Below are 26,989 nucleotides of genomic sequence, written 5' to 3'. Positions count from 1 at the left end.
CGGGGCGGGGATGCGGTCGTCCTCCAAGGCCGACCGGTGTCGTACACCGCGGCGGGCATCGGCCCGGGGCCGCGGGGTGCGGTTCGAGCATGGGTGCGGCTGCGCCGCGGCGTGCCCTTGGGTGGTGGGACGAACCTATGGCGGAGAACACGACGGTGCTCGGGGTCGCCGGGCTTCCGGAGCCGACCACCGCGTTCATCGGACGCGAGGCGGAGCTCTCGGCGCTGGGGGCGGCGCTGCGCGGGCCCCGGCGGCTGGTGACGCTGGTCGGGCCCGGCGGTATCGGCAAGACCCGGCTCGCGGTGCGCGCTGCGTCCCGCTGGCAGTCACCGGAGGCGCCCTGGGCGCGTCCGCTGCCCGTGGCCGACGAGGTGTTCGGGCCGGTGTTCGCGCCGCTCGCCAACGTGACCGAGCCGCACCTCGTTCCGGCCGCCGTCCTCGACGCCGCGGCGATCGGCGCGCATGCCGGGCGTCCGCCGATCAACGCGGTGATCGACCACGTCGGCGACCAGCCCGGCCTGCTGATCCTCGACAACTGCGAGCACCTGACGGAGGCGGCCGGGCACGTTGTCGAATCGCTCTTGGAAGGTTGCCCCGAGCTGCGGGTGCTGGCCACCAGCCGCGAGCCGCTGGGTGTGCAGGGGGAGGCGGTCTGGCAGGTGCCCCCGCTGCCGACGCGCCTGGAGACGGTGGCCGATCCGGGGGCGCCGCCCTCGGACGCCGCGCGCCTGTTCCTCGACCGCTCGGGGGACAGCGTCGGCGCCGACTGCCCCGACGCGTCGCGCGACGCCGTCGAGCACATCGTGCACGAACTCGACGGCATCCCCCTCGCGATCGAACTCGCCGCGGCCCGCGGCCGCGTCACCTCGCCGTGCCGGATCGCCGCCGACCTGGGCCGGAGCGTCCTCGCGCTGATTTCCGGCGGTCCAGGGGCCGGAGGCGACGCCCGGAACAGCACCATGCGCCGCTCGTTGGACTGGAGTCACGCGCTGCTGACCGCCGAGGAAGCCGCGCTGTTCCGGCGGCTGTCCGTCTTCGAGGGCGGCTGGACCCTGCCCGCGGCGGAGCACGTCTGCGCCGACGGCGCGATGCCGCCCGACGCGCTGCGCGACCACCTGATGGCGCTGATCGACAAGTCCCTCGTCGACGTGGCGCAGCACGCCCGGGAGACGCGCTACCGCATGCTGTCGCCGATCCGGCAGTACGCCGCGGAGCACCAGGCCGCCCACGAGCGCGCGTACGGCCCGGACGACGCCGCCGCGCGGCACCGCTCGTGGTTCCTCGCGGTCGCCGAGCGAGCCGACGAGGAGATGTGGGCGTTCGACCCGGACGGCCAGGCCCGCCTGGACCAGGAGGCACCCAACCTGCGCGCCGCCCTCGAACACGCCGTGCGCGCGGGCCACCGGGACGCGCTGCGGTTCGGGGCCGCGCTCGGCTCGTACTGGCGGGTCAAGGGCCGCTACGCGGAGGGCGTGCGCGTGCTCGGCCGGGTGCTGGAGACCGCGCCGGACGCCGACCACTGGTCCCGCGCCCGGGTCCTGGCCATGCGCGCCATGCTGGTCTTCTGGCGCGGCGACCTGGAACACGCCATGGACGACGCCACGTCGGCCGTCGCCATGGCCGAACGCGTCGGCGACCAACGGGCGCACGCCCACGCGCTCAACCGGATCGGCACGGCGACCATGATGATGCGGCCGTCCGCCGGGCAGCCGCTGCTCGAACGCGCGGTCGCCGTCGCGCGCGAGGCCGGTGACATGGTCGCGCTGGCCGACGCGTACAGCTCGCTTTCGACCAGTTTCGTGTGGCAGGACGATTACCCGGGCATGGCCGAGGTCGCCGACCTGGCCGAGCCGGTGTTCCGGCGCAGCGGCTTCGACGCGGGCCGGTTCTGGGCGATCTGGGGCCGTTCCCACGGGGCCCGGCTCGCCGGCGACCTGGAGACCGCGCGGGAACTCGCCGACCAGGGACTGGCGTTGGCGGACGGCTCCGACGTGCTGCTCGGCAACGCCGCCGTCGAGGGCCGCGCGGTGGTCGACATCATGACCGGGGAGGCACAGCGCGCCAGGCAGGCGGTGCTCGCCGAACTCGCGCGCTCGCAGGGGAACGCCGTGCGCTGGGGCAGCGGCGTTTTGCAACTCGCCCTGGCCGCGGCCGAACTGGCCCTCGGCAACCCGGACACCGCACACGACGTCGCCGCCGCGCTCTTCCGCCGCGAGCGCGAGGGGGCAGGCTATCTCGCCTGGCATGCCCAGGAGTTGCGGATGCTCGCCGCGCTGGCGGAGGGCGACGCCGCGGCCGCGGCCGAACACGCGGGACTCGTCTCCGGTCTGGCCGAACGCCTCGGCAACCGCCGGGCACAGGCCGTGGCCGAACGGGGCCTGGCCCGCGCCGCGCTGCTGCGCGGGGACTTGGCGGGAGCGGAGGCGTACGCCCACACGGCCCTGACCGCCGGGGTGGACAACGGTTGGTGGGTGGACACCATGGACGTCCTCGAAACCCTCGCCGTCCTCGCGGCCCGGCGCGGGCGGCACGACCGCGCGGTGCGGCTCTTCTCCGGCGTGCGCGCCGCCCGCGTGGAGCGGGGGCTGGTCCGGTTCCCCGAGGAAAAGACCTGGTGGGACGCCCAGTTCGCGGAGGCCTGGACGACCGCCCCGGATCCGCGCATGCAAGCGGTCGAGCCGGGCGCGGTCACCCTGCGGCAGCTCGCCGAGTTCGCCGCCCGGGGACGCGGCAGCAGGGGGCGGCCGGTGATCGGCCCGGAAAGCCTCACGCCCATGCAGCTCAACGTCGCCCGGCTGGCCGCCCGCGGCTTCACCAACGCGGACATCGCCGCCGAGTTGTTCATCGCGCGCGGCACGGTCAAGAGCCATCTCGCGCACGTCTTCGCGAAGCTCGGCGTCGGAAACCGCACCGAACTGGCCGCGCTCGGGCTCTCCGAGCACCGGCCGTAGGAATACGCCACCTGGGTCAGGTTTCCGCGCCGCGGGCGACGCAGAGTGGACAACGCATCCCCCCGCCGGCCGAGAGAACGTAACGCGGTACCCCCTGGTGCGAGCCGCCCGCGTCGACCGACTCCCCGGCACTTGTCCAGCACTTGGGAGACTCCCATGCGCCGCTCACTCCCGTCCGACATGCAGTGGTGGACGGACCCCGCCCTCGGCGTCCTCGGCGCGTCGGGCGTCGACGTCACCGCTGCCGCGCTGCGCCCCAGCCCGCAGTTCGCCCACGTCGTGGACAGATTCTGGGTCGCCCGCTGGGCCGTGCGCCCGGGTGCGCGGGACGCCACCGCGGTGGCTCTGCGCTTCCCCGAGGCGAACGTCGTCCTGCACGGCAACCGCCTGATCTTCCACGGCATTCTGCGCAACCGTCATACGATGCCGGTGACCGGGAGCGGGGCCTTCTACGGCGCCGCGCTGCGGCCCGGCGCAGCCGTCCAGCTCATCGGCGGTGGCGCGGCCGACCACACCGACCGCGTCAGCCTGCTCGCGCAGACCGAATGGGGCCTGCGGGCGCACCGCCTGGACAGCGACCTGTGGACCGCGGTCCGCGACGGGCTCCCGGCCTTCCGCGCCGCGTTCGAGCGGCACCTGCGCGGCCATCGGGTGTGTGCCGAGAGCCGCGACCGCGAACGCATCGGCGCGATCATCGACCGCATCCGCGAGGACGGCACGATCACCCGCGTCCGGCATCTGACCGACGGATTCCACTTGTCGATCCGAACGGTGCAGCGCCTGTTCCTGCACCAGGTCGGCGTCAACCCCAAGTGGTTGCTGCGGCGTTCCCGCATCCACCACGCCGCCGCCCGGCTGGAGCGCATCGCGCCCGACAAGTGGAGCGAACTGGCGGGTGAATTCGGGTACTTCGACGACTCGCACTTCGCCCGGGACTTCGCCGAGACGTTGGGCGTGACCCCCTACGCGTTCGCCCGCCGGGCGGCGCCGCTGCCCGAGTGCGGCCCGAGCGCGGAGAGTGGACCGAAACGCGCGGCCTGACACCGGTTGCGCGCTCCGTGCCGGGGCCGGGCGGATCGGGGAGGTCATGATCCACCGGACAACTCGACGCGCAGCAGGCCCAGTTCGGCCTCCAATGTGCGCAGCCCCTTCGGCATCGCGGCCGGCAGCGGCCGACCCAGCCGCAGGGCGTCGATCCACGGGACGACCCACAGCCTCGGCACGCCGCCGCCGACCAGGTGCAACAGCGCGGCGAGCGGCCGCGGCAGGCGTCCCGGCGCGTCCGCGACCGCCGCCAGCCCCAGGACGGTGACGCCGGGCACCCGCCCGGCCGCCCACTGCCGGGCCGCGTCCTGGGCCGCGTGCAGGCCGTCGGAGTTGGTGCGCGCCACCAGGACCACCCGGTTCGTACGCCGGTCCGGCGGCAGCGGCCAGGCGCGTTCGGCGTCCCGCCCGCCCGGCACCGCCGCGACCAACGTCGAGACCCCGGCCCCGCCGTGGCAACCCACCCACCACCAGGGCGGGTTGGGCGCGTCCACAGGCAGCGACCGGAACCCGGGCCCTGCGGAGGCCGGTTCGGCGGCCAGCCCCGCCTGCGGTCGCACCGCCGCGGGCCGTGGCCGGGCGGCGGCGTCCGCGGGCGGATCCGGCTCCCCGGCCGGTCCGGCGACCGGCGTCGGGCGGGGAAGCCACGGATTCGGTGGCCTGCCGGAGCTCATCGGATTCCTTCCCGGCCGCCGCGCCTGTGCGTATTCGCGGCAACCCTATTGACGCGCATTCAGATTAGGCCCGCCGAACCGCCCGCAGAACGGGCCGCGTTCACTTCTCCGGAATGTGGCGCGTATATCCAACGACTGCTCCGAAACCCCCCTGCCACCGGCGCATTCGGCGTGTTTTTGCATGCCTTGCCCCGCGTCGGATGCGCACAGTAATACCCGGCGAACGTCCCCGCGGGCGCCGGAGATCCGGAGTACACCGATGAATCCCCAGTCCGTGCAGTCATCCGCCGGCCGCCTCGTGCCCCGCCTGCCGCGACGTGCGGCGGGCTGGGCGGCGCTGACCCTCGTGCTCGCGCTGGTGGCGACGTCCGTGGTGCTGGGCAGCGGAGCCGCCGGGGCGAAGGTCTCGCTGGCCGATCTCGGGAACTGGCTGTCCAGTTCGCGGGCGAACACCGTGGTCCACGTCAACGGGACCACCGGCCAGGTCGACGGACGCGTGGAACTGCCCGGATCGGGCGGAGGACCCATCGAAGTGGGTACGGACGGCTCGGTGGTCCTCGTCCTGGACCAGGCGACGGGCACCGTCAGCCGCATCGACCCGGCCCAACTCGCGGTGCCGCAGACCCGCTCGTACGGCACCGGGGGCCTGGCCCTCGCGGTCGGCGGCGGCCGCGCGTGGCTGATCGACCCGCTCGCGGGCACCGTCCAGCCGATCGACCCGGTGTCGCTCGCGCCGTTGTCGGGCGCCGTCGACCTGGGTTCCCGCCCGCTCGGCCCGTCGGGGGCGGACGCGTCCGGCAATCTCTGGGTGACGCTTCCGGCGACCGGCCAACTCGTGCGCATCGAGGGCACCGTGCCGACCGCGCCGCTGCCGGTCGCCGAACCCGGGCACACGCTGCGGCTGACCATCTCGGACAACCGGCCTGTCGTGACGGACGCTACGGCCGGCGTGGTCAAGGTGATGGGTCCGCAGGGGCCGCTGCGCACCATCAACCTGCCGGACGCGGTGGCCAAGGCCGCGCCCGAGTCCGTGCGGATCCCGGAGCGCACCGAAGGGCCGCTGCTGCCCGTCCTGGCCACGTCCTCGGGGCAGTTGGTGCTGCTGAACATCGACGACGGCGCGGTCCAGGCGGCCCCGCTGACCACGTCCGGCCAGAGCGACTACGGGGCGCCCGAGGTGCTGGGCACCCGCGTGTACGTGCCGGACCGCACCGCTGGGCAGCTCATCGTGTACGACACGGCCGCGGCCGCTTTCGCGCCCGCTGTGCGCGTCACCGGGAGCCCCGGGCCGCTGGAGATCGACGTACGCGACGGCCTGCTGTGGGCCAACGACCAGACGCAGGCCACCGCGGTGGTCGTGGACGCGCGGGGCACCGTGCATCCGGTCGACAAGTACAAGCCGGGCGCGCCGTCGGAGGCGGAGAAGACGCCGTCGCCGACCGCCAGTCCGACCGCGAGCCGGACGAACGCGCCGACCACCGGGCCGAGCGGGGAGTCGACCTCGGGGCCGGGTACCGACCCGACAACAGGGCCGCCCGCGTCGCAGCCCACCGGCACGGCGCCGGAGAACCCGGTTCCGCCGACTCCGCCTGCACCTGCCGTCACCGTGACCAAGTGGGTGACCGAGACCCCGGTGGCGCCCGCGCCGACGACCGCGCCTCCCGCTCCGCCGCCGGTCCAGCCACCGCCCGTACAGCCGCCGCCCGTTCGGCCTCCCGCGCCGCCTGCGCCTCCCGCGCCGACCACGCGTCCGGCGGTGCCGCCGACGACCGGCGTACCGGTGCCGCCGACGCGGACCTTCACCCCGCCGCGTACGTCGCCGCCGCCCGCACCGGGCACCACGCGACCGCCCGTCACGACGCCCCCCGCGTCGACCCCTCCGTCGACCCCTCCGTCGACCCCTCCGCCGACCACACCGCCGACCACTCCGCCCTCGACGCCTCCGGCACCCCGGCCGCAGCCGCCGGGCACCCCCAAGGCGGAGTCCGGACCCGGCCGCATCACCCTCGTGTTCGCCGCGTCGCCGGGCGCCCGACCGGACCGGTACGCGGTGGCCGGTCTCCCGGCCGGGGCCAAGGCCGCGCCGGCCACGGTCGGCCCGGGCGGTCCGTTCCAGTTCGTGATCACCGGCTTGAGCTGCGCGCGCGAGTACGGCTTCAAGGTCGTCGCCGAATTCGGCGCCACCAAGCTGGAGTCCGCGGCGTCCACCCCGGTTCGGCCCTGTGTTCTGGTCTCCGCGCCCACCTCCGTGAAGGCCGAAGTGCCACGCAACGGCCACGGGTTCACCGTCACCTGGAAGGCACCCGCCAATGCCGGCGGGTCCAAGGTCACCTACCGGGTCGCCTGGTCGGCGGCCTCCGGCGGCGCGTCCGGCGGTACCAACGCGACCGCAACCACCGCCACGGCCACCGGACTTGCCAACGGGACGTCGTACAACATCACCGTGACCGCGGCGAACGAGGTGGGCACCGGTCCGGCCGCGACCGCGGTGGCCAACCTGACACCGCCGAGCCACGTCTACAACGTCGGCCCCAACGCGAACGACGGGGTCACCGTCGGCATCCGCAGCGGCCCCGGGGTCGCGGGCACCCGGTCGGTCGCGCAGATCCCGTCCGGCTACACCGGGCCCATCACCGTGCACTGCCAGACGACCGGCGAGTCCGTGCCGCGCGACGGGACCAACCTGCGCAGCAGCGTCTGGGACAAGGTCACCTGGAACGGCCACAGCGGGTGGACCACGGACCTCTACATCCGCACGCCGAACTCCGACCAGGCCACGTTCTCGCCCGAACTCTGGCAGTGCGAATGACCCGTGCCGCCGGGCCGCGCCCGACACCCGCCGGCTGGTCCGTCCTCGCCGCCTCCGTACTGCTGTTCGGCGGCGGCTGGGCGGCCGGACACCCGGAGCCCGCGGCGCTCGGGATGATCGGCCTCGCCCTGGTCGGCGTCGCGCTCGCGGACGCGTCGTCCGCACCGCACCTCACCGCCGAACGCCGCCTCAACCCCGCCCGCGTCACCCGCGGCGACCCGGCCGGGGGTGTGGTCGGCGTGACCAACCGGGGACGGCGTCCCTGCCGCGGCCTGGTCGTCGAGGACCGCTGCGACGGGGCCACGGTGTCGGTACGCCTCCCGGTCCTCGCCCCCGGCGCGACCGCCACCGCGCGCTACTCCCTGCCCACCACCCGCCGCGGCCGCATCCCCGTCGGCCCCCTGCACCTGGTCCGCGGCGACCTGTTCGGCCTCGCCCGGCGCACCATCCCCATCGGCGCGGCGGCCACCCTGCTCGTCCAGCCCCGCGTCACCCGGACCGAACTCCCGCCCTCAGGACGCGAACACCACCTCGAAGGCCCGACGTCCGACAGCGCGGAGACCGGAACCACCACCTTCCACGCGCTCCGCGACTACGTGCAGGGAGACGACCTGCGGCGCGTGCACTGGCGTGCCACCGCCCGAACCGGCCGGTTGATGGTGCGGCAGATGGCGGACGTGAGCCTGCCGGTCACGACCGTGCTGCTCGACTGCCGGATCGCCGCCTACCAAGGGCCAGCCCAGGACGCCGACTTCGAGTTGGCCGTCGACGTCGCGGCTTCGCTGGGGAGTGCGGCGGCCGTGCACAACTTCCCGCTGCGCGTGCGTACCGGAGACGGCGGCGCCGGACTGGGCGGTGCCTCGGGACGCGGCGTCGACCCGGCCGCGCTGCTGGCGTTCCTGACCGACGTTCGCCCGACCCGCGACGACGCGGCCGACCCGGTCGGCGAGCTGCGCCGGGAGTCGGGCCAGGGGGTGGTGGCGCTGGTGACCGGGTACGCGGACCCCGGTGCGGGCAGGCGCCTGGCGGCCGCCGCACGCGACCACGAACACGTTGTGGTGGTACGGGTTGGCGCTTCTGACGGGGTGGGGACCCGGGACTGGAGCACCGTTGCCCCCGTGGCCAGGCCAACCGCACCACCTGCACGAGCCTCTGACGCCGCGTCCGAAATCGGTCGGTCGCCTACCGTGGCGTTGGCAACCGGTGCGGTCCGCGAGCCCGTACGGCTCGTCACCGTCGAGACGGCGGCCGACGTCGCGGGGATCTGGCGTTCCGCCCGCCGCCACGGCACGGCACGGGGCTGAGATGTCGCCCGACACCGAAGTCCGGCGGGACACGGCCGCGTTGGTCCCGGTCGCCTTGCTCGCGTTCGCCGTCGGCTTGGCCTTCCACCGCGTCTACGGACTGTCGGCCGTGCTCGTGCCCGCGCTCGTGGCGTCGACAGCGCCCGTGGTCCTCGCCGCGGCGTTGCACCGGGGCCTGCGCGCCCCCGCACCCGTCGCCGCGGCGGTCGGCCTCCTCGTCGCGGTCGCCGCCGGATGCGTCGGGTACGCCCGCGATCACCTCGGCGGCGGCATCTGGCCCACACCAGCGGCCGCGGCCGCGCTCTTCCAGCGGCTCGCGGACGCACCGTCCGAGGCCCTGACCACGGTCGCCCCGGTCCCCGAAGGGAGCGAGGGGCTGGTCCTGGTGCCCGCGGCCGTGTGGACGGCCGCCGCCTTCGGCGCCGAACTCGTGCTGCGCACGCGGAACCCCGTGCTTCCGCTGCTGCCCGCGACCGTGCTCTTCGTGGGGGCGGTCCTGCTGGGCACCGGGGCCCCGGGCGCGTCGCTGCCCTTGGTCGCCGCGTTCGGCGCGGCCGCCGTCCTGGTCCCGGCGCTGCGCGGGGCGGTACGCGGCCGAGGCCGGACCGCCGCGGCGGCGCTGCTGGCGCTGGCCCTCGCCGCCCCCGCGTCCGCGGTGGCCCCGCTGCTGCCGGGCGCGGACCGCCACGCCTTCGACCCCCGCGCACACGTCGACGCCCCGAAGCCGGTGACCCTGCGCGGGACCAACCCGCTCGCGTACGTCTCCGCATGGCTGCAACAACCGGAAACGCCGCTGTTCACCGTCACGGGGCCGCCGCCCGCCCCCGGAGGCACCCTCTTCCGGCTCGCCGCGATGCAGGAGTTCGACGGCGTGTCATGGCTGCCGTCCGACACCTTCCAGGCAACGGGAGGACGCATCCCCCAAGCGGTGCCCGCGAATTCGACCGGCGGCACGCTCGGCCCCACGCTGCGCCAGGACATCGTCGTCGGCGAACTCGCGGGCGTGTTCCTCCCGGCCGCGGACCGGCCGCTGCGTGTCCAGGCGGCCGCGGGCGAGGCCGTCGCGGTCGACCCGGACACCGGCGTTCTGGCCGGCGCCACGCCCCTGCACCCCGGCATGCGCTACCAGGTGACCAGTCGACCGGTCGCGCACGATCCGCGGACCGTGGAGTACGCGGCGGCCGGTGACTCAGCGGCTGCGCTGCATCTGCCCGACCGAGATGCCGCCGGTGCCCCGATACCGGTCGTCGACGAACTGCGGGGGTACGCCCAGGAAGCCACGAAGGGTGCCGGATTCCCGTACCAGCAGGCAGTGTTGCTCGCCGCATGGCTGCGCGGGCGTGCGGTGCTGGACCCGCAGGCGATCCCGGGCCACTCGTACCGGCACATCCAATACTTCCTCGGCACGAGCAAACAGGGCACCCCCGAGCAATTCGCCACCGCGTTCGCGCTGTTGGCGCGAACACTTGCCCTGCCGAGCCGCGTCGTGGTCGGCTTCCGCGTGCCGGAGGCCGAGACGCGGGCGACCACGCCCGTGCGCGGCGGACACGTACTCCTCTGGGCGGAGGTGCAGTTCGAGGGGGTCGGCTGGGTCCCGTTCTTTCCGACGCCCGGCGTCGGCACGACCACCTCTGCGGTGGCTCCGCCGACCGAGGAGGTGCCGATGCCCGCTCCCGTCCCGGCGACGGCTCCCGCCGCGCAGTCTCCGCCCGCGGAACACACTCCTGGACGCGAGGAGTTGGACCGGGCGATCGCGGACGAGCAGCACCCGGCCGCCGCCCCGGCTTCCCGGCGGGAAGACGAAGGGTTCGGCAGTACCGCGGTGTTGGCGGCGGCCACCGGAGCCGCCTTGCTGGTCGGCTGCTACGTCTCGCTCGGCCTGGCCGGTCCGGCGCTCGTCCGACGGGGCCGCGCCCGCGGCTCGCCGCGCGGGCGCATCCGCGGATCCTGGGACCAGGTGCTGGACGACCTCGGCCGCGTCGGACCGGCCGTGCCGCGCAGCGCGACGTCGACCGACGTGGCGGGGCTCACGGCCCAGCGCCTCGGCGAGCGGGCCGGCGCCGCGGCCCTGGACCTCGCGGGCATCGTGGACGCGGTCTCCTTCGGCGGCCGGAACGCGTCCCCGCACCTCGTGGCCACCTGCGCGCGCCACGCCGAGACGGTCCGCGGCGGCCTGGCCCCGGTGCTGGCGGTGAGCAGGCGGGCCCGTGCCGCGGACGTGCTGGGGCGGCTGCGTTTCGCGGCGGTGAGGCGGACGTACGCCGTGCTCCGCACCGCCGCGGCGGACCGCCGGCGCGGCGACCACTGAAGGCCGCACTGACAGCCGCTCGTACAGCCGTACCGAGAGGCGCACCGAAAGCCACACCAGAGCCCCGTCAGTGGCCGCACCGACGCGGCGCCGAGGGCCTTACCGACGCCGCACCGACGTCGCGCCGAGGGCCGCACCGACACGGCGCTGAAGAACGTACCGACGTCGCGCCGAGGGCCGCACCGACGCCGGAAGCCTCAGCCCGCTTCACGCCGCGGGCCGGGCGGCCGACCGCGCGGCCGCGCTCGGCGTAGTTCCGCGTCGCCCGCCGACCGCGCCCGGCGGCACTCCGCCGCGAACGCGGCGGGCGTGATGCCCAGACCGCGGCTGAAGTCGTTGATGAAGTGCGGCTGGTCGAAGTACCCGAACTGGGACGCCACCCGGGTCCACGGGTCCGGCGCGCGGACCAGGGCCGCGGCGGCGGCCAGGATGCGGCACCTGCGCATCGCCGCCTTCGGCCCGGTACCCACGTAGGTGTGGAACAGCCGTTGCAGCGACCGGATGGACAGGTCGTTCCGGTTCGCGGCCTCGCGCACCTGGCGGTAGCGGCCCGGGACGAGCACCGCCTCCAGGACGTCGCGTGCCCACACCGGTTCGCGCTCGCGGCGGTACTCGGCGAGCCGCCCGGCGAGCAGGGCGGCCATGTCCGCGGGGACGGTCTGCCCGGTCAGGCGGTCGGAGAGGTCGGCGGCGTCGCGGTCGCCGGTCCAGTGCGCCACCGGGACGGTGCGGTCGACGAGTGCCGCCGCGTCCCGCTCGCCGAACAGTGCGGCCATTGCTCCCGGCCGCAGCTCGACGGCCAGAACGCTTCCGGTGCCCCGGAGTTCGTTCGTGTGCCGCAGCGTCGACACCCCGCAGACCGTGATCTGCCCCCGGAACACCACGAGATGGGGTACCGGATAGCCCAGGACGACGGTCCGGCGGCGGTCGGCCGGGGCGAAGTCCCATGCGGCGTACGTCCATACGCCCAGCCACGGATCCTCCGCCGGGGACTGCCCCCGAGCCCACCGCACCCCCGCACCTTCGACGCCGATCACCGCCCGTTCGCTGGTCGCGGTCCAGTCGCGGTCGTGCGTACGGGGGGAGGGCATCGCGGCGGTCCTTCGCAAAGGGCGGGCCCGCACGGGCGGCGCGGGCCGTCCGCCCGGATGCGCGGGCCCCGCCGCCGGTCAGTCTCGGCGTGCGGCGGCCGGTGCCGGGAGGCCGAGGCTGTTACCCATGACTTGCCCGACCCGGGCACCCACGCGGGCAAGTTCCGGCCGTCTAGCGGTGGTTCGCAGTCCCGATGGGCACTCCGTCCGACCCGCGAACGGGTCGGACGAGCCGATCCGAGGTCGCCTGCTGCCGGGTGGTCTCCACGTCCCAGCGGAGGGTCAGCGCGCGCGGTGCGTGCAGGTCGGACCGGCAGCAGGTGATCAGCACGGTGCCGTCCTCGCGGTGCGTCCAGGCCACCCCCGAGGACGACGGCGCCTCGCGCCCGTCCGCCTGCTCCTCCAAAAGGTCGCAACCGCGCAGTTTGGCGACCCCAAGTTGACGCACGGTCAACTGGAGTTGCTTGGTGGGCCGGACGATGTCCTGCCGCCAATAATGCTCGTCAACGAACAACCCGCCTGTGCACAGGTATTGCACGACGAGGGATTCCCGGGGTGCGAGCGGCGGCGTGATCAGGCAGGCGAACTTCAGGAAGGTCTCCGTCTCGTGGACCCGCCGGATCGTCACCGAGTGCGTGGGCACCGTTCCGGCCGCGTGCGGGGGCACCGGGACCAGGGAAATGCGTCCGGACGTCTGCTCGAACCAGAGCTGTCGGGCAAACCTGGCCATGGGCCGCTCGCCGAGGTTGAGCAACACGTGCCGGTACAGGACGCGCGCGTGGCCGCCGACCGCGATGTCCAGGCCGACTTCGGTGCTCAGCTCCACGACCTTCTCGGCGGTCTCCCCGAAACCGACGTCGAACGCGTCCGCGAGGGCCGTGTCGTGGGCGGGCGGATCGCCCGCGTGGCCGCCCGTGTCCGGCAGCCGCACGCCCGTCTCACCGGCGGTGCGCGGTCCGCGGGGAGCCGGCGCGTAAGGCGAGCCCGCGGCCTCCCAGGGGCGCGGCGCCAGGCCGAGCATGCGCCCGGGGATACCGAGCCCGTCCGCGACCCGCTCGATGACCTGCTGCTGTTGCGCATGGGACCGTCCGGAGATGTACTCGCCCACCCGGCTCGGTGTCAGCCCGCACAACCGCGCGAGCCTGCTGTTGTAGCAGCCGGTGTGCCGCCGCGCGAGCCGGAAGACGGCGCCGATGTCGCGGGCCGCACAGGCCTCGACCATCTCGTCGCGGCCCAACAGCCATTCCGGCATGTGGTACTCGGACTCGCGCTCGTGCATTCGCCACCCCAACCCGCCGGCCCTTCGGGCCGTATCGCGAACACGCCTGGTACGGCGTGGAATCCATGATGTGCGCCGGACACCCGCCGGACGTGTAAATACGCGCCGATATTCGCCTCGGGCAAACGGCCCGGCTATCCGTCCGGGAGAGCCCGGAATGATGGCGCCTTTTTCCAGAATTCCCGGGGGAAGATTGGCGTTACGATTCCGATGGGGGATCGACGCAACGGGGATGCGGGGACTCTTGTGGCCACTTCGACACGGACAGCGGTACCGCGGCGCACACTCGACCGGGCCGGGGCGGAGCCGACGTGAACGGGGACCGGGTGCTGCGGCACCGGGACACCGCGACCAGCTTCGTCGGACGGCGTCGGGAACTGGCCGACATCACCCGGCTGTTCGGGCGCGGGGTACGGCTGCTCACCCTCGTCGGCCCGGGCGGCATCGGCAAGACGCGGCTGGCCACGCGTGTCGCCCGGCTGCGCGCCGACCGCGGCCTGGACGTCGTCCTCGTCGACCTCGCCCCCGTCTGCTCGCAGGGCCGCCTCGACGACGCGCTCCTGCGCGCCGTCACCGACGGTGCCGAGTCCAGCGTCCTTCGTCCCGGATCGGTGACCCAACTACTCGGTGAGCGCGACGTCTTGGTGGTGCTCGACAACTGCGAGCACGTGGCGGCCGAGGCGCGGCGGGTGGCCGAAGCGCTGCTGGAGAACTGCCCGCACGTCCGGATCATCGCGACCGCACGCGAACCGCTGCGCGTGCGCGGCGAGTTCGTGCGGCACGTCGAGCCGCTTGCGGTGGGCGGCGAAGGGGAGGGCGTCGGCGGACGCGACAACCAGGCCGTACGGCTGTTCATCGACCGCGCGCGTCTGGTCCGCCGCACGCTGGACGTCTCGCCGTCCGCCGTCCGCGACATCCGCCGCATCGTGCACGCGGTGGACGGTATCCCGCTCGCCGTCGAACTGGCGGCCGCCCGCGTGCGCATGCTCACCGTCCACGAGATCGCGGACGGACTCAACCTGCACATGCTCTCCGCGGCCCGCCGCAGCGGCGACGCGCGCCACCGCACCATGAGCACGTCGCTCGACTGGAGCTACTCACTGCTGTCGATCCCCGAACGCGTGCTGTTCCGGCGCCTGGCGCAGTTCCGCGGCCAATGGTCCGAGGAGGCCGCGATCGCGGTGTGCGCGGACGACGGCCTGCCGCCGGAGTCGGTGCCGGGCCATCTGCGGGCGCTCGTCGCGAAGTCGCTCGTCGTCCGCCGCGAGACGCCGCTCGGCGAGCGCTTCCGCATGCTGCTGCCGATCCGGGACTACGCCCGCGAACAGGTGTACTCCGCCTACGATCCCGCCGTGCACCCGGTGGCGGGGGTACCGTCGGCCGACCGCCATCTGCGCTACTACGTGCAATTGGCCGAACGCGCCGACGCCGCGCAGTGGGTCCTGGACTTCCAAGGCCGTGAGGAACTGGAGGACGCGTCGGCCAACTTCCATGCCGCGCTCGAACACGCCTGCGCGCACCACCCGGAGGACGCGCTGCGCCTCGCCGCCGCCCTCGGGTTCTACTGGCGCGTCACCGGCCGACTCACGATCGCCGCGGAGGCGTCCGCCCGCGCGCTGGAGGCCGCACCTGACACGCCGCACCCGGCGCGCGCCGTCGTGCTGGCCAACCAGTCGGCGCTGCTCTTCTGGCTCGGCAACGTCACCGAATCGCACGCGTACGCGGTCGCCGCGGTGGACTCGGCCGCCCGTACCGGCGACACCCGGGCGCGCGCCCACGCACTGGTCCGGCTCGGGAGCAGCCTGGCCGCCACGTGCGCGCGCGAGGCGCAGTCGGTGATGCGGGAGGCCGTGGAGCTGGCCCGGCGGTCGTACGACCCCGTGGTCCTCGGCGACGCGTTGGTCAACCTGACGCTGAGTCTGATGTGGCAGGAGGACTACGCGGCCATGCGCGAGGCCGCCGACGAAAGCGCCAGCCTGGCCTACATCTTCGGCTTCGACTACATCGAGGCGCTGACCCTGTGGTGCCAGGCCCACGAGGCCCGGGCGCGGAACGACACCGCCCGGGCGAAGGCCGCGGCCGAACGTGTGCTGGAGCTGACAGGCGGTACCGAACCGGGCCAAGGCGGCTGCGACGTACGGACGTTCTGCCACAACGGAGCGGTCCAGGTCCTCGCGCTCATCGCCGTCGACGAAGGCGATCCGGAGCGCGCGTCGGCACTCGTCGCCGACGAGCTCGCGCGCTGCGAAAGCGAACCGGTCCCGTGGGGTGTCGGCGTGCTCCTGCACGCGCGCGGCTGCGCGGAACTTGCGGCGGGGGACCACGCCGCCGCCCGCGCCACCGGCATGCGGCTGTACGAGCGCGAGCGCGGCGGCAGTGCCGCGCTCGCCTGGCGCGGACTGGAGATCCTGATGCGCGCCGCACTCGCCGAGGGGGACACCGCAGCCGCCCGGCGCCACGCCGAGGGCATCCGGACCCTGGCCCGCGACCTCGGCAACCGCGTCGCCGAGGCCACCGCCACGCTGGGGACCGCACACGCGGACCTCGCCGCGGGTGACGCGGGCAGCGCGGAGATGCGCGCCCGCGAGGCCTTCGGAGTCGCCGTGTCCGCGCGCCTCCCGGCCAACGCCGTCGCCGCACTGGATCTGCTGGCAGCGATCGCGGTGGTACGCGGACGCCCGGCCCAGGCCGCCTGCCTCGTCGCCGCGGCGGACGCCTCGGCCGCGGCGGTACGCGACCCCTTCCGGCAGACTGCGTACGCGGCGGTGCGACGGGCCGTGGACGGGGCCCTCGAACCGTCCGAGCGCGAGGCCGCGTACGCGCAGGGGGCGGGCATGACGCTGGACGACGTCGCGGGCTATCTCCGCCGCACGCGCGGCCGGCGCGTTCGGGCGGACCGCGGCTGGGCGAGCCTCACCGCGACCGAGACCGCCGTCGCCCGGCTGGCCGCGGACGGGCTGCTCAACCCGGCGATCGCGGAACGCCTGGTCATCGCGCGCTCGACGGTCAAGGTGCACCTGTCGCGGGTGTACGCCAAGGTCGGCGTCGCCAACCGCACCGAACTGGCCGCGCGGCTACGGGCGGTGCCGCCGACATGACGCCGCACGACGAGCCGCGGAGGCCACTCGGGGTCGCCGTGTCGCTGGAGAAGCGGGAGGCCGAGCGACGCCGGAAGCGTACGGGCGGCGCACGTCCGGTCCCGCCACCCGAGCAGGAGCCGCCCGACTCGACCGCGTCCGCTCCGCCGCCGCACCCGGTCTCGCCGGGCCCGGTCCGGCAAGATCCGAGCGGACTCGACCCGTTCACGCGGGACCCGGCCCCGATCTTGCCCGATCCCGGTCTCGTCGACCCGTACGTGCAAGACCGGGACCCGGCCTTGCCCGATCCCGGTCTCCTGGGTCCGCTCCCCTCCGACCCGTCCTCACTCGACCCTGAACCACCCCTGCCGCCAGCCCACTTCGGCGCCGTGCCGGCAGCAGTGTCCCTTCGCATCCCCCTGTGGTGGTCCGACGGCAGACGGGCGGACGTCCCGCTGCCGCCGAAGGCGCCGGAGCAGCCTGAGGCCGAGGAAGGGCAACCGGCATTCGCGGAACCCGAACGCCCCTTCGCCTGGGCCTTCGACGGGGCCGAGGAGCCGCCCGCATACACCTCCGGCGGCCGCCGCATCCTGTGGATCCTCGGCGGAGCCGCGGCCCTGGCGGCCGTCGTGGCGGCGGCCCTTGTGCTCGGCGGAGGGCGGGGCAAGACGGCGGAACGCCCGGACGGTCCACCGCCGAGTGCTCCGCAGGCGCCCGCCGCCGCGCCGCCGGGACCCGCGTCCGCCTACGTGCCCCGGGCGCTGACGCTGGGCGGCTTCGAGAACAAGGTCCAGGTCACGTGGCAGCCGCCGGAGCGCATCGGCGAGGTGGCGGGCTTCATGGTGGTCGCGCAGAGCCGAGACGGGGCGGTGCTGGAACACCGTTTGGCGCCCGTGGGTGAGACGTCGGCCGTCTTCGCGACGCCGCCGATGACACGTGACGGGTGCGTCGTCGTCGCCGCCCTCGTGCGCGGTCCGACCGGCGTCACCCCGATGCGCGCCGACCCGGTCTGCCGCACGCCGTGACCGGGCGGACCCGCCGACTCCGCCGCCCACCCCCGCCCGTGACGGGAGCACCCTCATGATCGACGAATCCGCCGTACCCGACTGGCCCGTCGTGCTCATCCGGATGACCTCCGACGGGCGCGCGGAGGTCGACGGCCGACCCGTCGTCCCCGAGCGCGGCGAGGACGCGCGCGATGCGGCGCTACAGCAGGCGGCCCACACCGCGGACAGCCTGGGCCGCCCGGTCCGCGTCGATGCCCACGAAGCCGACGGGACGCTCTTCCCGCTTGTCGTCGACGCCGCCGGGACGGTCACCGAGGTGGGGCCACCCGTGCCGCCGGCCTCCGAGCGGCGCGGCCTCCTGCGGCGGCGGAGGACTGCCGTCGCGCCTCCGAGCGCACCTGCCGCAACCCCAGAACCACCGGAACCAGAAAAGCAGTTCACGTCGCGGACCCGCACACCGCCGGTCCGGGCCGTCGCGCACGCCTCCGCGACCGACACCGACCCGTCCCTGCCCCGCCCCTCCCCGCACCAAGCGCGCGTCCTCGACCGGGTGCGCGGCCTCGCGGAGTCCGGCGACCAGCCCGCCGCGCTCCGTCTCCTTGCGGAACTCCAACCGGACGCCGACGCCGAGGCGGCGGTCGCCCTGGGCGAAATCCGTGCCTACCTCGCGTTTCTGGAGGGCGATGCCGTACGCGCCACGCGCCTCTACACGGACGCCGCACTCGCCTGGCTGCGGCTGCGCCCCACCGCGGACGACTGGGCGCTCGGTCTCACCGAGTGCGCGCATTACACCTGGACCCACGTCGGCGACTCCGAGCAGGTATTCGACCTCGGCAACGAACTCCTGGCGGCCTACCTGGCGTTGGGCATCGTCGACACTCCCCGTGCCGACGCCGCCCGCGCCCGTCTGGACGACGCCCGCACACAACTGCTGTAGCGCTCGCCGATGAACAACGCCCGGGGGCCTTGCTACTCCGGAGGCGGCGGGTCGACCGTGACCAGCCTCGGCGCGGGGATCTCCTCCGCGCGCAGGACGTTCAGCATGGGATGGTCCGCGACTTCCGGCGGCGCGGGACGCAACGGCAGCGGGCCGGGCGGGAATTCGGCGTGGCCGTCCTCCGCGTCGCAGGCCGCGAACGGCCCGTACGTCGGATCCATCAACTGCCGCATGTGCGGGTCGGCGTGGTCGAGCCACCAACGCGACAGCCCCACCGCCGGGTCGCCCCGCATGTGTTCGAAGGCGCGCCACAGCACCGACAGTCGCGCGATCGCCTCCGGATGCTTCCACCACTCGGGGCACCAGACGGCCGTCGCGCGGTTGAGCCGCCTGCGCAGGACCTGCGCGAGGTAATCGCGTACGAACGCCTCCAGCGAGTCGAACGTCGGTTCCGCGTCGGCCGGTTCGGTGACGACGATCATGCGGCACCCGCCTTTCCGGGGACGGTCTCCGCAGGGATCTCCGGATACGGCGCCGGGCCGTGCTCCCGGAGGGATTCGCGGATCTCCGTGGCGTGTTCGCCGTCCCACCACGGCACTGTCCGCACCAGCGCGGGCGGGCTGCCGCTGACCTGGACGAACGCCCTTCCGCGTGGCAGCGAGGCGAGGTCCGGGACGTCCAGCACCGGTTCCGAGCGGGAGCCGGTGCTGATGTTGCGCTTCCACAGATCACTCGTGGAGTAGCTGACGCCGACCGTGTGCGGCTCGAACACCCCTGAGGCCGACGACAGATCGGACAGGAACTTGGTGTCGAGCACGCCGCCGCCGTACACCCGCACGTTGGCCGCGCCCCAGAGTTTCGCCATGCCCGTCTCACCCCACGCGGACACTCCCTGGGCCCAAGACTGGAGGATGGTCATCATGACGATTCCGCGCGAGCCGAAGTGCGAGTACTTGTCCGGAAGCGCCTTCCACGGGCACACGTTGGCGGCCTCGTCGAGGACGAAGAGCATCGGTGTCGGCAGCCGGCCGCCGGGCCCGGCGGTTCCCTGGTTCTCCGCCTCCTCGGCCAGCGCCGCGGTGAAGACGGTGATCAGCGGCGCCGCCATCTTGTTCGTCTCCTCCGACAGCAGATACAGGCTGTCGGTCGCGTCCCGCACGAACTCCTTGTAGCGGAACCGGGGTCGGCTGGGATCGCTGCCCGGCGTCACCCACTCGGTCATGCTCGGCGCGGTGAGGAATGAGGCCATCTGGGCCGCGGTGCCGTACACACCCGCGCGCTGGCGCTCGGGCGAACTCACGATCGCCAGGACCGAGTCCGCCGAGAGCGTGTGCCCGTGCGCGCGCAGGATGCGCACCGGAGCGTCGTCGGCGGGCCGGGTGAGCCAGGTGTAGACGGCGGTGATCACCCGTCCGTCAAGAGACGCGGCGAGCAGCAGGTTGGCCAGCAGTTCCTCCGCCGCCGGCTCGAAGTACGCGTCGCTGCGCACGTGTTCGGCGCGGTTGATGGACGCGATGCGGCTCGCGGTCTTCACCGCGAGGGTGATCTTGCCGTTCACGTACTCCAACGGGTCCCAGTACCAGGACGGCGGTTCGTTGGCCTGGTTCTGCGGGTCGAACACCCACACCCGCCCGCGCCGCGCCCGCGAGTTCCGCGTGGCGTCGACGACGTCGCGCTTGTTCGACGTCACCACGACCGCGCCCGGCGCCGACACGATGTTCGGGATGGCCCGCGCCGACGTCTTCCCGGTGCGCGGCCCCCAGATGTCGACGTGCATGTCCTCCCAGGACCCCCACAGCATCTGGCCGCCGCGCACCAGGCGGCCCACCGCGACTCCCGGGGTGCCCACGTGCCCGTAGCCGATCTTCCCCGCGGTCTCGCGCACGCCGCGCGTGCTCGTGGCCGCCAGGTCCCGCGGCGTGGCCAGGTACGGGATCGCTCGGTCGATCTTGACGCGCCGCCGCCTGCGGGCCAGGACGGAGAGGAGGACCAGCACCGCGGCGGCGAGGAACGCGCCGCCGAGCACGCAGGCGTACCAGGTGGCCTTGGCCCCGGGCCAGGTGTAGCGGCCGCTGCGCAGGTGCCACAGCATCGTCACCGGCGACGTCGGGGGCTTGGGAGCCCCCTCGGGGGTTGCCAGGTATGCGCCCAGCCAGACCACTCCGCAGCCGAGGAACGCGACGACCACGAGGCCCATGAGCACGTGGAGTTCGCTGAACGGATACGGCCCGCGGCGACGGGTCGTGGCGCTCATCGCAGGATCCTTCCGAAGCCGGAACACAGAGGCGGCACAGAGAGAGGCGGCATGGACAAAGGCAGCACAGGCAGAGGCGGCACAGACAAAGGCGGCACAGGCGCTGCGGGGTGCCTCACGGAACGTGCCGCGGGGTCTGCGGGGGCCGCAGCCCGCCCGGCACCGGCACTCCGAGCGGCAGAGCCGCCGCGAACGCCGCCGCCTGGCAGCCGTACGCGCGCCGCAGCCGCACCTGGGTGCCCAGGGACAGGTGGTCCAGCACCGCTTCGCGGGCCTGCCGGACGGTCGGGTACGTCGCGGTCAGCACCATCGTCGGGCGCGGGCCCCGAGCTGCGCCGCGTGCCGAGGCGCCGCCGGTGGGCCGGCGGTGCGTCAGCGCGAGCCGCGTCGTGGTCGCGCCCGGCAGCCCGTCGCCGACCAGGCCGGTCAGCGGCTCGTGTTCGGGCGCGCCGGACATCACCCACGAGACCGACGCGCAGCCGTCGTGCACCAGGTGGTCCCAGGCGTCCGCGGACGAACGCGGAGCGGCCTGGGCCCACTTGGGCCCCTCCGCCGCGGACCCGGGCATCGCGTCGACCATGCGCGCGACGCTCGGGTCGTAGGCGCTGCGCACGAGTCCGCTCAGCGCCTGCGTTGTCAGAGGGACGACGGCCGTCTCCAGGGCGGACTCCAGCATGGAGCAGACCTTCGGCAGGGCCCCGCCGACGATGACCGCCGCCTCGACGGCCGCCGCGCCGCCGAGGCGCCACTTGGACCGGCGTCCCTCGGGAGCGGTGCGCCAGGTCAGACCGATGTGGCCGCGCATGCCGGAGGGGTCTACCCGGACCGCGACCGTGGCGGCCACCGGCCGCGGGTGGTCGCCGAGCGAGGCGATGACCTCCGACCAGTTCTCCGCCCACTCGGACACCGCGGCTCCGGAAGCGAGCGACGCGGCGTGGTCCGCGGTCAGGACGGCGGTGTGGGTGCCCGGGGCGGCGGCGAGCAGCGCGTACGGCCTCCCGTAGGCGTCCCGGGCGGCGGCGAGCCGGTGCGCGAAGGCCAGCCCCGGCAGCCGGACCGCGCCCATCGGTGCGACGTCGACGCTCCGCGCGCGGCGGGGGGCGTCGCGTGCGGGGACGGTGTGCGCCGCACCCGGGGCCTTGACACGGTTCGTCATCGCAGCAGGTCTCCGCCGATCGTTCTCGCGGACGGCCCCGCCGGCTCCCGAACACACCCGGCGGTGCACTCGGGGCGGCCGGGCCGCCGTTCGGGCAGATTGGGAATCACCGGCCCCGGCAGGGAAGTTGCGGGGGCGCCGTGCGCCCACCATCCGGGCCCGCGGCGGAGTTCGTCAAGACAGTGCGGGCAAATGCCGTGGCACACCCGGGAATTGTGGCGTGTTTATCCAATCAAGCCTGCTCGGGGCGTTCCTACACTGGACGGGTCAGCGACCGGACCGCAATGACGCACGAGCAGGGCCGATACTTCGCGCAAGGTGGGTCATATGGACGCGCTATTGAAACTCTGGATCACGGTGGACACGTCGTTCGCCGCCCCCATGAATCCGCCGCCTTCGCCCCCGCCGGACAACTCGAAAACGATTCTGGAACCCAAGGGCGCGCACATTCCCGAAAGCGTCACCGGGGGGTTCTCGAAAATTCTCGCGTTCGGGTCGTGGATCGTGCTCGGCCTGTGCGTGGCGGGACTTCTCGCGACGGCGGGGCGCATGGCGTACGCCCACAAGACCGGCGGCGAGGTGCACATCCCCGGCCTGCTCATGCCCATGGTCGCGTGCGTGATCGTCGGGTCCGCCTCGGCGATCGTGGGCATCGTCGCCGGGCCCTGACGGCGGTCCTTACCGCCCTCCGAACGAACTCTCGGATCGACCCCCCGGATCGACCCGGATCGACTCCCGGAACTGAACTCCCCGGGCACTCAGGCGACTTCGCGGTGCAGCCGGGGCCGTTCCCGCGCGCCCGCACGGGGCGCCTCCGGCGCGCCCAGGCGCGTCCCTCCCGGCCGCGGGCCGGGAACACCCGTCCAGGCACCATCCCTCTCGGAAGACGGAGACCCCCTTGTTCGGTCGCAGGCGAGGCGAGCGGTCCGCGGAAGGCGCGTGGCGCGCCGAGCGCGGCGCGCTCGGCCGGCCGGGCTTCGTCGGGGCGGCGCTCGTGCTGGTCGTCGTGCTGGTCATCGCGGTGCTGGTGATCGTGGACGTCGGCACCACCACGCCGCGCGCCGCCGCGGCCGACCCCGGCGGCAGCGGCGGACCCGTCCCGGGCGCGTCGGTGGACGACACGCCGCAGGCGCCGCCCAACCCGGTCGCCCCCGGCGTGACGGTGCCACCCCCGCGGCCCGCACCCGTGGGCGACGGGACGTGCGCGCCGTTCCCGGACAGCCCCACCGCGCAACCCGGCAAGGTGCCCTCGCACATCGAATGGACCGACTACCGCGGCCTCATGGTGCCGCTGTCGGGCATGGCGGGCCCGGCAGAGCGCGTCGGCAGCGTCGCCCGCTGCTTCGCCCCGACCCCGACCGGCGCGCTGCTGGCCGCCGCCAACATCGTGATGCGCCACCCGGTCGCTCCCGACTGGCGCAGCCTCGCCGAACGGCAGATGGTCCCCGGGCCGGGGCGGGACGCGTACCTCCGCCTGCGCGAACAGCAAGAGGGCCCGACCGGCGTCGCGGCCGTCCCGCCTGCCGGGGACCGTCTGGCCCGGCTGGCCGGCTTCCGGTTCGTCAGCTACTCCCCGCAATCCGCCGCGGTCGCTCTGTTGTTCCGCATGTCGAACGGAGAACTGTGGGCCAGCGTCCACACCGTGGACTGGTCCGAGGGGGACTGGAAACTGCACATGCGGGACGACGGCTCGGACGCCTTCATGGAACAGACCGTCGCCGGCACCGAGGGCTACGTCGAATGGGGTGACGCATGAGCCGGGCGCGCCGTCCGGCGCTGCTCGTCCTCGTGCTGCTCGGCCTCCTCATCGGGCTGCTGCCGGGCTCGGTCCCGCAGGCCGCCGCGGAGGAGACCGGGCCCTCCGACCTCAAATACGAGGACTCGTGCATCTACATCCCGATGAACATCAGCGGGTCCAAATGGTATTACGTGTGCCCGCAGCAGAACTGGTCGACTTCGGTGGTGCTGCGCAACGAGAAGAACGAGCGCATCAACGGATGGTGGCAGCCCGACAACATCTCCGGCGGACCGCCTTGGTTCAACTTCACCTCGGGCACCGAGGAGTACAAGGACCTGGTCGTCGAGCAGGAGAACTGGACCGGCCGGTGCGGCGACGACTGCCACGGCAAGACGGAGAAACGCGCCGTCGCCCCGAAAAGCGACGGCTACGGCCCGGAATCCTTCTGGGGAGAAAACAACGAGAACGCGGACGCCAGCAGCCCCTGTGAATTCCTGAAACCGCGCACCCAGCGCAAGATCTCCTGCGTCGACCCGCGCGTCGACCCCAACAAGCCCGAGGACCGCACCAAGTCGCTGTGCCCCGAGGACCGCCTGACCGGCGGCGGACCGACAAGCCTGCTGGAGAAGTGCCGGGCCGCCACGAAGGCTTTCCACGACCACTTCAAGTACGGCGAACGGACCCCCGAGCAGCCCAGCGCCTGCGGCACGGTGGCCGCCGGCGCCTGCGACCGCGGAGACTCGCGGCCGGTCACCACCGCCGGGTACGACCCGTCGATCAAGTTCCTCGACGACCCCATCGGCTGGACGAAGGTCAACCTCGGGGCGGCTTCCGCCACGGTGTCCACCTGGTGGGTCAACTCACCGGACCCCGTCATCAACAACGACACCGGCTACAAGCTGGAACAGAACGTCGACTTCCTGGTACGGCACACCAACGTCATCACGTACTTCCTGGTGATCGTCTCGATCATCATCGCGGCGGTACGGATGGCACTGACCCGTGACGCCGTCCCCGCCCGCGACGTGCTGCGCAGCATCGCGACCCTGATCATCGTCTCCGGACTGTCCGTGATGGTGGTCAACGCCCTTGTCCGGGCGTCGAGTTACTTCTCGTCCTGGGTGCTGATCCGGGGCCTGGACCCGAGCAACCCGCAGGAGATCACCCCGGAGAACACCAGCAAGGCCACGAAGGAGGCGCTGGCCACGCTCACCGGCGCCATCTCCGACTCCAACCTGAACTTCTTCGTCTTCCTGATCGTCGCCGTCTGCCTGATCGCCAGCAGCCTGATGAACTACTTCTACATGACCGTGGCCTTCTTCATGGTCATCGTGCTGACCGGCACGCTCCCGCTGGCCACCGCAGCCACCAACACCGAGGCCGGCCGCAGTTGGATGCGCGGCCACCTCTCCTACCTCGCCGCGTTCATCCTGCTCAAGCCCGCGACCGTGCTGGTCTTCGTCGCGGGCGCGCGCATGTGGGCGCCGCAGACGAACGACCCGCTCACCACCGAGATGCAGTTCCGCGGGGTGTTCGTGCTGATGCTCATCACCATCCTGCTCCCCGCGCTGCTCCGGATCGTCACGCCCATCGTGAGCCCGGCGGCCGGGTCCGACGGCGCCAACGCCGCACTGGCCGGCGGCATGCTCGTGACCGGGGCCAAGGCCGTGGGCGGCGCCACCAAGGTCGTCGGCAAGATCATCCGCCGCTAGCCCGGCACGGCGGCACGGACCCTACCCGGCAAGGCGAGGCACCCGTCATGGACACCACCCCCACTGCGGAACCCCTGGGACCGCGGACCTACGGCAACTGGCGCAAACCGCTGTCGCCCGGCATCGGCGGCATCGGCGCGGCCGGCACCCTGCTGCTGTTCACCGGGATGCTGGTGTTCGTCGTCGTCATGTTCGTCTCGATGGTGCTCGCGGTCGGCGTCGCCGTGCTCTTCGGAATCGCCCTGCTGCCCCTGGTCTTCCGCGACAAGCACGGCAGGAACGGCCTCCAGCGCATCACCGCGCGGGTGGCGTGGATCCGCGGGAAGTTCTCCGGCCGGCATCTGTTCCGGTCCGGACCGCTCAGCGACATCCCGTACGGAGCCTGCGAGTTGCCCGGCGTGATGGCCGCCTCGACGGTGTACTCCTCCACCGACGCGCACGGCCGCCCGTTCGCCCTCATCACCTTCCCCGCGGTCGGGCACCACACGGTGGTGCTGTCCTGCGAGGCCGACGGCGCCTCGCTGGTGGACGGCGACCAGATCGACACCTGGGTCGGATACTGGGGCCAGTGGCTCGGCCAACTCGGCCACGAACCGGGCCTGGTCGGCGCGTCCGTCACCATCGAGGCGGCCCCGGACTCCGGGGAACGGCTGCGCCGCGAGGTGGTCGACAACCTGGCCGCCGACGCCCCGACCGTGGCCACCGAGGTCCTGCGCGAGGTGGTGCGCTCGTACCCGAAAGGCTCGGCCCGGCTGTCGACGTGGGTGGCGCTCACCTACTCCGGAGTCTCCCGCATCACCGGCGCCCGCATGGGCGTCGAGGAGGTGGCCGCGGGGATCGCGTCCCGGCTCCCGGGCCTGTGCGACGCGCTCCAGATGACCGGAGCGGGCCCGGCGCAGCCGATGACGGCGCGCGAACTCGCGGAGGCGGTACGCGTCGCGTACGACCCGCGCGCCGCGGCCACCCTGGAGCGCTGCCAGGGAGAGGGTGAGGAGATCCCCTGGTCGGAGACCGGCCCGATGAGCGCGGTCGAGGCGTGGGACCACTACCGGCACGACAGCGGCTGGTCGGTGACCTGGGCGATGTCCGAGGCGCCGCGCGGCGGCGTGTTCTCCTCGGTCCTGCTGCGCCTCGTCCTGCCGCACGCCGACATCCTGCGCAAGCGCGTCACGCTGGTCTACCGGCCGCACGACCCCGGCACCGCCGCGCAGCTGGTCGAACGCGACCGCAAGGACGCGATGTTCAAAGCCAAGCAGGCCAAGATCCCCAACGCCCGCGACTCGGTGGCGGTACGCGCCGCCGAGCAGGCCGCCCACGAGGAGGCCACCGGCGCCGGGGTGGTGCGCTTCGGATTGTTCGTCACCGCGACCGTCGACTCCGCCGAGGCGATGAAGCTGGCCGCGTCGACGGTGGACAGTCTCGCGGCGTCGTCGCGGATCCTGATGCGCCGCGTCCTCGGCGCGCAGGCCACCGCGTTCGCCGCGACCCTGCCGCTCGGCCTGGTGCTGCCGGCACACCTGCACGTACCGCAGAAGCTCAGGGAGGCGATGTGACCGCCTTCGAAGCGACGCCGACGGGGCGCGCGAGACGGGGTTGGCGTAGGAGCGGCCGCAAGCGTGACGCGGCGGCCGGAGGCGCGGTCGCCGAC

18 protein-coding genes are annotated in these 26,989 nt (G+C 73.8%); 12 read left to right on the top strand and 6 right to left on the bottom strand.

Annotated features, from left to right (window positions below):
- Positions 1–137 precede the first annotated feature (137 nt).
- Together ACRX5S_RS12015 and ACRX5S_RS12010 are read left to right on the top strand one after the other, a co-directional pair.
- Positions 138–2,951: a helix-turn-helix transcriptional regulator gene (locus tag ACRX5S_RS12015; RefSeq protein WP_436772866.1), complete on the top strand. Its 2,814-nt coding sequence runs from the start codon at positions 138–140 to the stop codon at positions 2,949–2,951.
- 156 nt (positions 2,952–3,107) lie between these two features.
- Positions 3,108–3,992 carry a helix-turn-helix domain-containing protein gene (locus ACRX5S_RS12010; RefSeq protein WP_436772865.1) on the top strand — a complete coding sequence of 295 codons (885 nt, stop codon included), beginning with the start codon at positions 3,108–3,110 and terminating at the stop codon, positions 3,990–3,992.
- 44 nt (positions 3,993–4,036) lie between these two features.
- Here ACRX5S_RS12010 and ACRX5S_RS12005 read toward each other — a convergent pair whose 3' ends face one another.
- Positions 4,037–4,669, bottom strand: a complete 633-nt coding sequence (locus tag ACRX5S_RS12005) for a DUF6668 family protein (protein ID WP_436772864.1) — start codon at positions 4,667–4,669, stop codon at positions 4,037–4,039.
- 259 nt (positions 4,670–4,928) lie between these two features.
- Between ACRX5S_RS12005 and ACRX5S_RS12000 the strand changes: the two genes are divergently transcribed.
- Genes ACRX5S_RS12000 through ACRX5S_RS11990 form a run of 3 tightly spaced genes read left to right on the top strand, consistent with a single transcriptional unit; the run spans position 4,929 to position 11,090 of the window.
- Positions 4,929–7,478 carry a fibronectin type III domain-containing protein gene (locus ACRX5S_RS12000; protein ID WP_436772863.1) on the top strand — a complete coding sequence of 850 codons (2,550 nt, stop codon included), beginning with the start codon at positions 4,929–4,931 and terminating at the stop codon, positions 7,476–7,478.
- A complete protein-coding gene (locus ACRX5S_RS11995) occupies positions 7,475–8,782 on the top strand; it encodes a DUF58 domain-containing protein (protein WP_436772862.1) in 1,308 nt (435 codons plus the stop codon). The genes ACRX5S_RS12000 and ACRX5S_RS11995 overlap by 4 nt, the downstream gene beginning before the upstream one ends.
- Position 8,783: 1 nt before the next feature.
- Complete coding sequence (locus ACRX5S_RS11990; protein WP_436772861.1) at positions 8,784–11,090, top strand: transglutaminaseTgpA domain-containing protein; 2,307 nt, start codon at positions 8,784–8,786, stop codon at positions 11,088–11,090.
- Positions 11,091–11,287: 197 nt separating this feature from the next.
- Here ACRX5S_RS11990 and ACRX5S_RS11985 read toward each other — a convergent pair whose 3' ends face one another.
- Both ACRX5S_RS11985 and ACRX5S_RS11980 read right to left on the bottom strand, forming a co-directional pair.
- Positions 11,288–12,181 (bottom strand): helix-turn-helix domain-containing protein, encoded by an 894-nt coding sequence (locus ACRX5S_RS11985; RefSeq protein WP_436772860.1) that lies wholly within the window; start codon positions 12,179–12,181, stop codon positions 11,288–11,290.
- Between the two features lie 172 nt (positions 12,182–12,353).
- Complete coding sequence (locus tag ACRX5S_RS11980) at positions 12,354–13,460, bottom strand: hypothetical protein (protein ID WP_436772859.1); 1,107 nt, start codon at positions 13,458–13,460, stop codon at positions 12,354–12,356.
- A 311-nt stretch (positions 13,461–13,771) separates the two neighbouring features.
- Between ACRX5S_RS11980 and ACRX5S_RS11975 the strand changes: the two genes are divergently transcribed.
- The 3 genes from ACRX5S_RS11975 (at position 13,772) to ACRX5S_RS11965 (ending at position 18,481) form a co-directional block, all read left to right on the top strand.
- Positions 13,772–16,558, top strand: a complete 2,787-nt coding sequence (locus ACRX5S_RS11975; protein ID WP_436772858.1) for a helix-turn-helix transcriptional regulator — start codon at positions 13,772–13,774, stop codon at positions 16,556–16,558.
- 368 nt (positions 16,559–16,926) lie between these two features.
- The gene (locus ACRX5S_RS11970) at positions 16,927–17,562 is read left to right on the top strand and encodes a hypothetical protein (protein WP_436772857.1); all 636 of its coding nucleotides are present in this window, start codon (positions 16,927–16,929) and stop codon (positions 17,560–17,562) included.
- A 55-nt stretch (positions 17,563–17,617) separates the two neighbouring features.
- Positions 17,618–18,481 carry a hypothetical protein gene (locus ACRX5S_RS11965; RefSeq protein ID WP_436772856.1) on the top strand — a complete coding sequence of 288 codons (864 nt, stop codon included), beginning with the start codon at positions 17,618–17,620 and terminating at the stop codon, positions 18,479–18,481.
- A 32-nt stretch (positions 18,482–18,513) separates the two neighbouring features.
- Here ACRX5S_RS11965 and ACRX5S_RS11960 read toward each other — a convergent pair whose 3' ends face one another.
- The 3 genes from ACRX5S_RS11960 to ACRX5S_RS11950 all read right to left on the bottom strand — a co-directional run bounded on the left by ACRX5S_RS11960 (position 18,514) and on the right by ACRX5S_RS11950 (position 21,891).
- Entirely contained in the window at positions 18,514–18,963 is a 450-nt protein-coding gene (locus ACRX5S_RS11960) for a DUF4913 domain-containing protein (protein ID WP_436772855.1), read from the bottom strand.
- The gene (locus ACRX5S_RS11955; protein ID WP_436772854.1) at positions 18,960–20,735 is read right to left on the bottom strand and encodes a type IV secretory system conjugative DNA transfer family protein; all 1,776 of its coding nucleotides are present in this window, start codon (positions 20,733–20,735) and stop codon (positions 18,960–18,962) included. The genes ACRX5S_RS11960 and ACRX5S_RS11955 overlap by 4 nt, the downstream gene beginning before the upstream one ends.
- 115 nt (positions 20,736–20,850) lie before the next feature.
- The gene (locus ACRX5S_RS11950) at positions 20,851–21,891 is read right to left on the bottom strand and encodes an SCO6880 family protein (protein WP_436772853.1); all 1,041 of its coding nucleotides are present in this window, start codon (positions 21,889–21,891) and stop codon (positions 20,851–20,853) included.
- Positions 21,892–22,218: 327 nt separating this feature from the next.
- On the opposite strand from ACRX5S_RS11950, the gene ACRX5S_RS11945 reads away from it, so the two are divergent.
- From ACRX5S_RS11945 to ACRX5S_RS11930, 4 genes are all read left to right on the top strand, one after another.
- Positions 22,219–22,560 carry a hypothetical protein gene (locus ACRX5S_RS11945; protein WP_436772852.1) on the top strand — a complete coding sequence of 114 codons (342 nt, stop codon included), beginning with the start codon at positions 22,219–22,221 and terminating at the stop codon, positions 22,558–22,560.
- Positions 22,561–22,789: 229 nt separating this feature from the next.
- Positions 22,790–23,647 carry a hypothetical protein gene (locus ACRX5S_RS11940; RefSeq protein ID WP_436772851.1) on the top strand — a complete coding sequence of 286 codons (858 nt, stop codon included), beginning with the start codon at positions 22,790–22,792 and terminating at the stop codon, positions 23,645–23,647.
- A complete protein-coding gene (locus ACRX5S_RS11935) occupies positions 23,644–25,341 on the top strand; it encodes a hypothetical protein (protein WP_436772850.1) in 1,698 nt (565 codons plus the stop codon). The genes ACRX5S_RS11940 and ACRX5S_RS11935 overlap by 4 nt, the downstream gene beginning before the upstream one ends.
- A gap of 47 nt (positions 25,342–25,388) precedes the next feature.
- Positions 25,389–26,894 carry an SCO6880 family protein gene (locus ACRX5S_RS11930; protein ID WP_436772849.1) on the top strand — a complete coding sequence of 502 codons (1,506 nt, stop codon included), beginning with the start codon at positions 25,389–25,391 and terminating at the stop codon, positions 26,892–26,894.
- Positions 26,895–26,989 lie beyond the last annotated feature (95 nt).

Origin of the sequence: Yinghuangia sp. YIM S09857, from assembly GCF_051388915.1 — a bacterium.
Lineage (GTDB): Bacteria > Actinomycetota > Actinomycetes > Streptomycetales > Streptomycetaceae > Yinghuangia.
This window is presented reverse-complemented; position numbering and strand designations above follow the sequence as displayed.

Bases quoted from the DNA above. Each gene is read 5' to 3' on its own strand.
- ACRX5S_RS11955 (WP_436772854.1), bottom strand. From the start codon at position 20,735: ATGAGCGCCACGACCCGTCGCCGCGGGCCGTATCCGTTCAGCGAACTC.
- ACRX5S_RS11965 (WP_436772856.1), top strand. From the start codon at position 17,618: ATGATCGACGAATCCGCCGTACCCGACTGGCCCGTCGTGCTCATCCGG.
- ACRX5S_RS12005 (WP_436772864.1), bottom strand. From the start codon at position 4,669: ATGAGCTCCGGCAGGCCACCGAATCCGTGGCTTCCCCGCCCGACGCCG.
- ACRX5S_RS12015 (WP_436772866.1), top strand. From the start codon at position 138: ATGGCGGAGAACACGACGGTGCTCGGGGTCGCCGGGCTTCCGGAGCCG.
- ACRX5S_RS11945 (WP_436772852.1), top strand. From the start codon at position 22,219: ATGGACGCGCTATTGAAACTCTGGATCACGGTGGACACGTCGTTCGCC.
- ACRX5S_RS11930 (WP_436772849.1), top strand. From the start codon at position 25,389: ATGGACACCACCCCCACTGCGGAACCCCTGGGACCGCGGACCTACGGC.
- ACRX5S_RS11935 (WP_436772850.1), top strand. From the start codon at position 23,644: ATGAGCCGGGCGCGCCGTCCGGCGCTGCTCGTCCTCGTGCTGCTCGGC.
- ACRX5S_RS12000 (WP_436772863.1), top strand. From the start codon at position 4,929: ATGAATCCCCAGTCCGTGCAGTCATCCGCCGGCCGCCTCGTGCCCCGC.
- ACRX5S_RS11985 (WP_436772860.1), bottom strand. From the start codon at position 12,181: ATGCCCTCCCCCCGTACGCACGACCGCGACTGGACCGCGACCAGCGAA.
- ACRX5S_RS11960 (WP_436772855.1), bottom strand. From the start codon at position 18,963: ATGATCGTCGTCACCGAACCGGCCGACGCGGAACCGACGTTCGACTCG.
- ACRX5S_RS12010 (WP_436772865.1), top strand. From the start codon at position 3,108: ATGCGCCGCTCACTCCCGTCCGACATGCAGTGGTGGACGGACCCCGCC.
- ACRX5S_RS11995 (WP_436772862.1), top strand. From the start codon at position 7,475: ATGACCCGTGCCGCCGGGCCGCGCCCGACACCCGCCGGCTGGTCCGTC.
- ACRX5S_RS11990 (WP_436772861.1), top strand. From the start codon at position 8,784: ATGTCGCCCGACACCGAAGTCCGGCGGGACACGGCCGCGTTGGTCCCG.
- ACRX5S_RS11980 (WP_436772859.1), bottom strand. From the start codon at position 13,460: ATGCACGAGCGCGAGTCCGAGTACCACATGCCGGAATGGCTGTTGGGC.
- ACRX5S_RS11950 (WP_436772853.1), bottom strand. From the start codon at position 21,891: ATGACGAACCGTGTCAAGGCCCCGGGTGCGGCGCACACCGTCCCCGCA.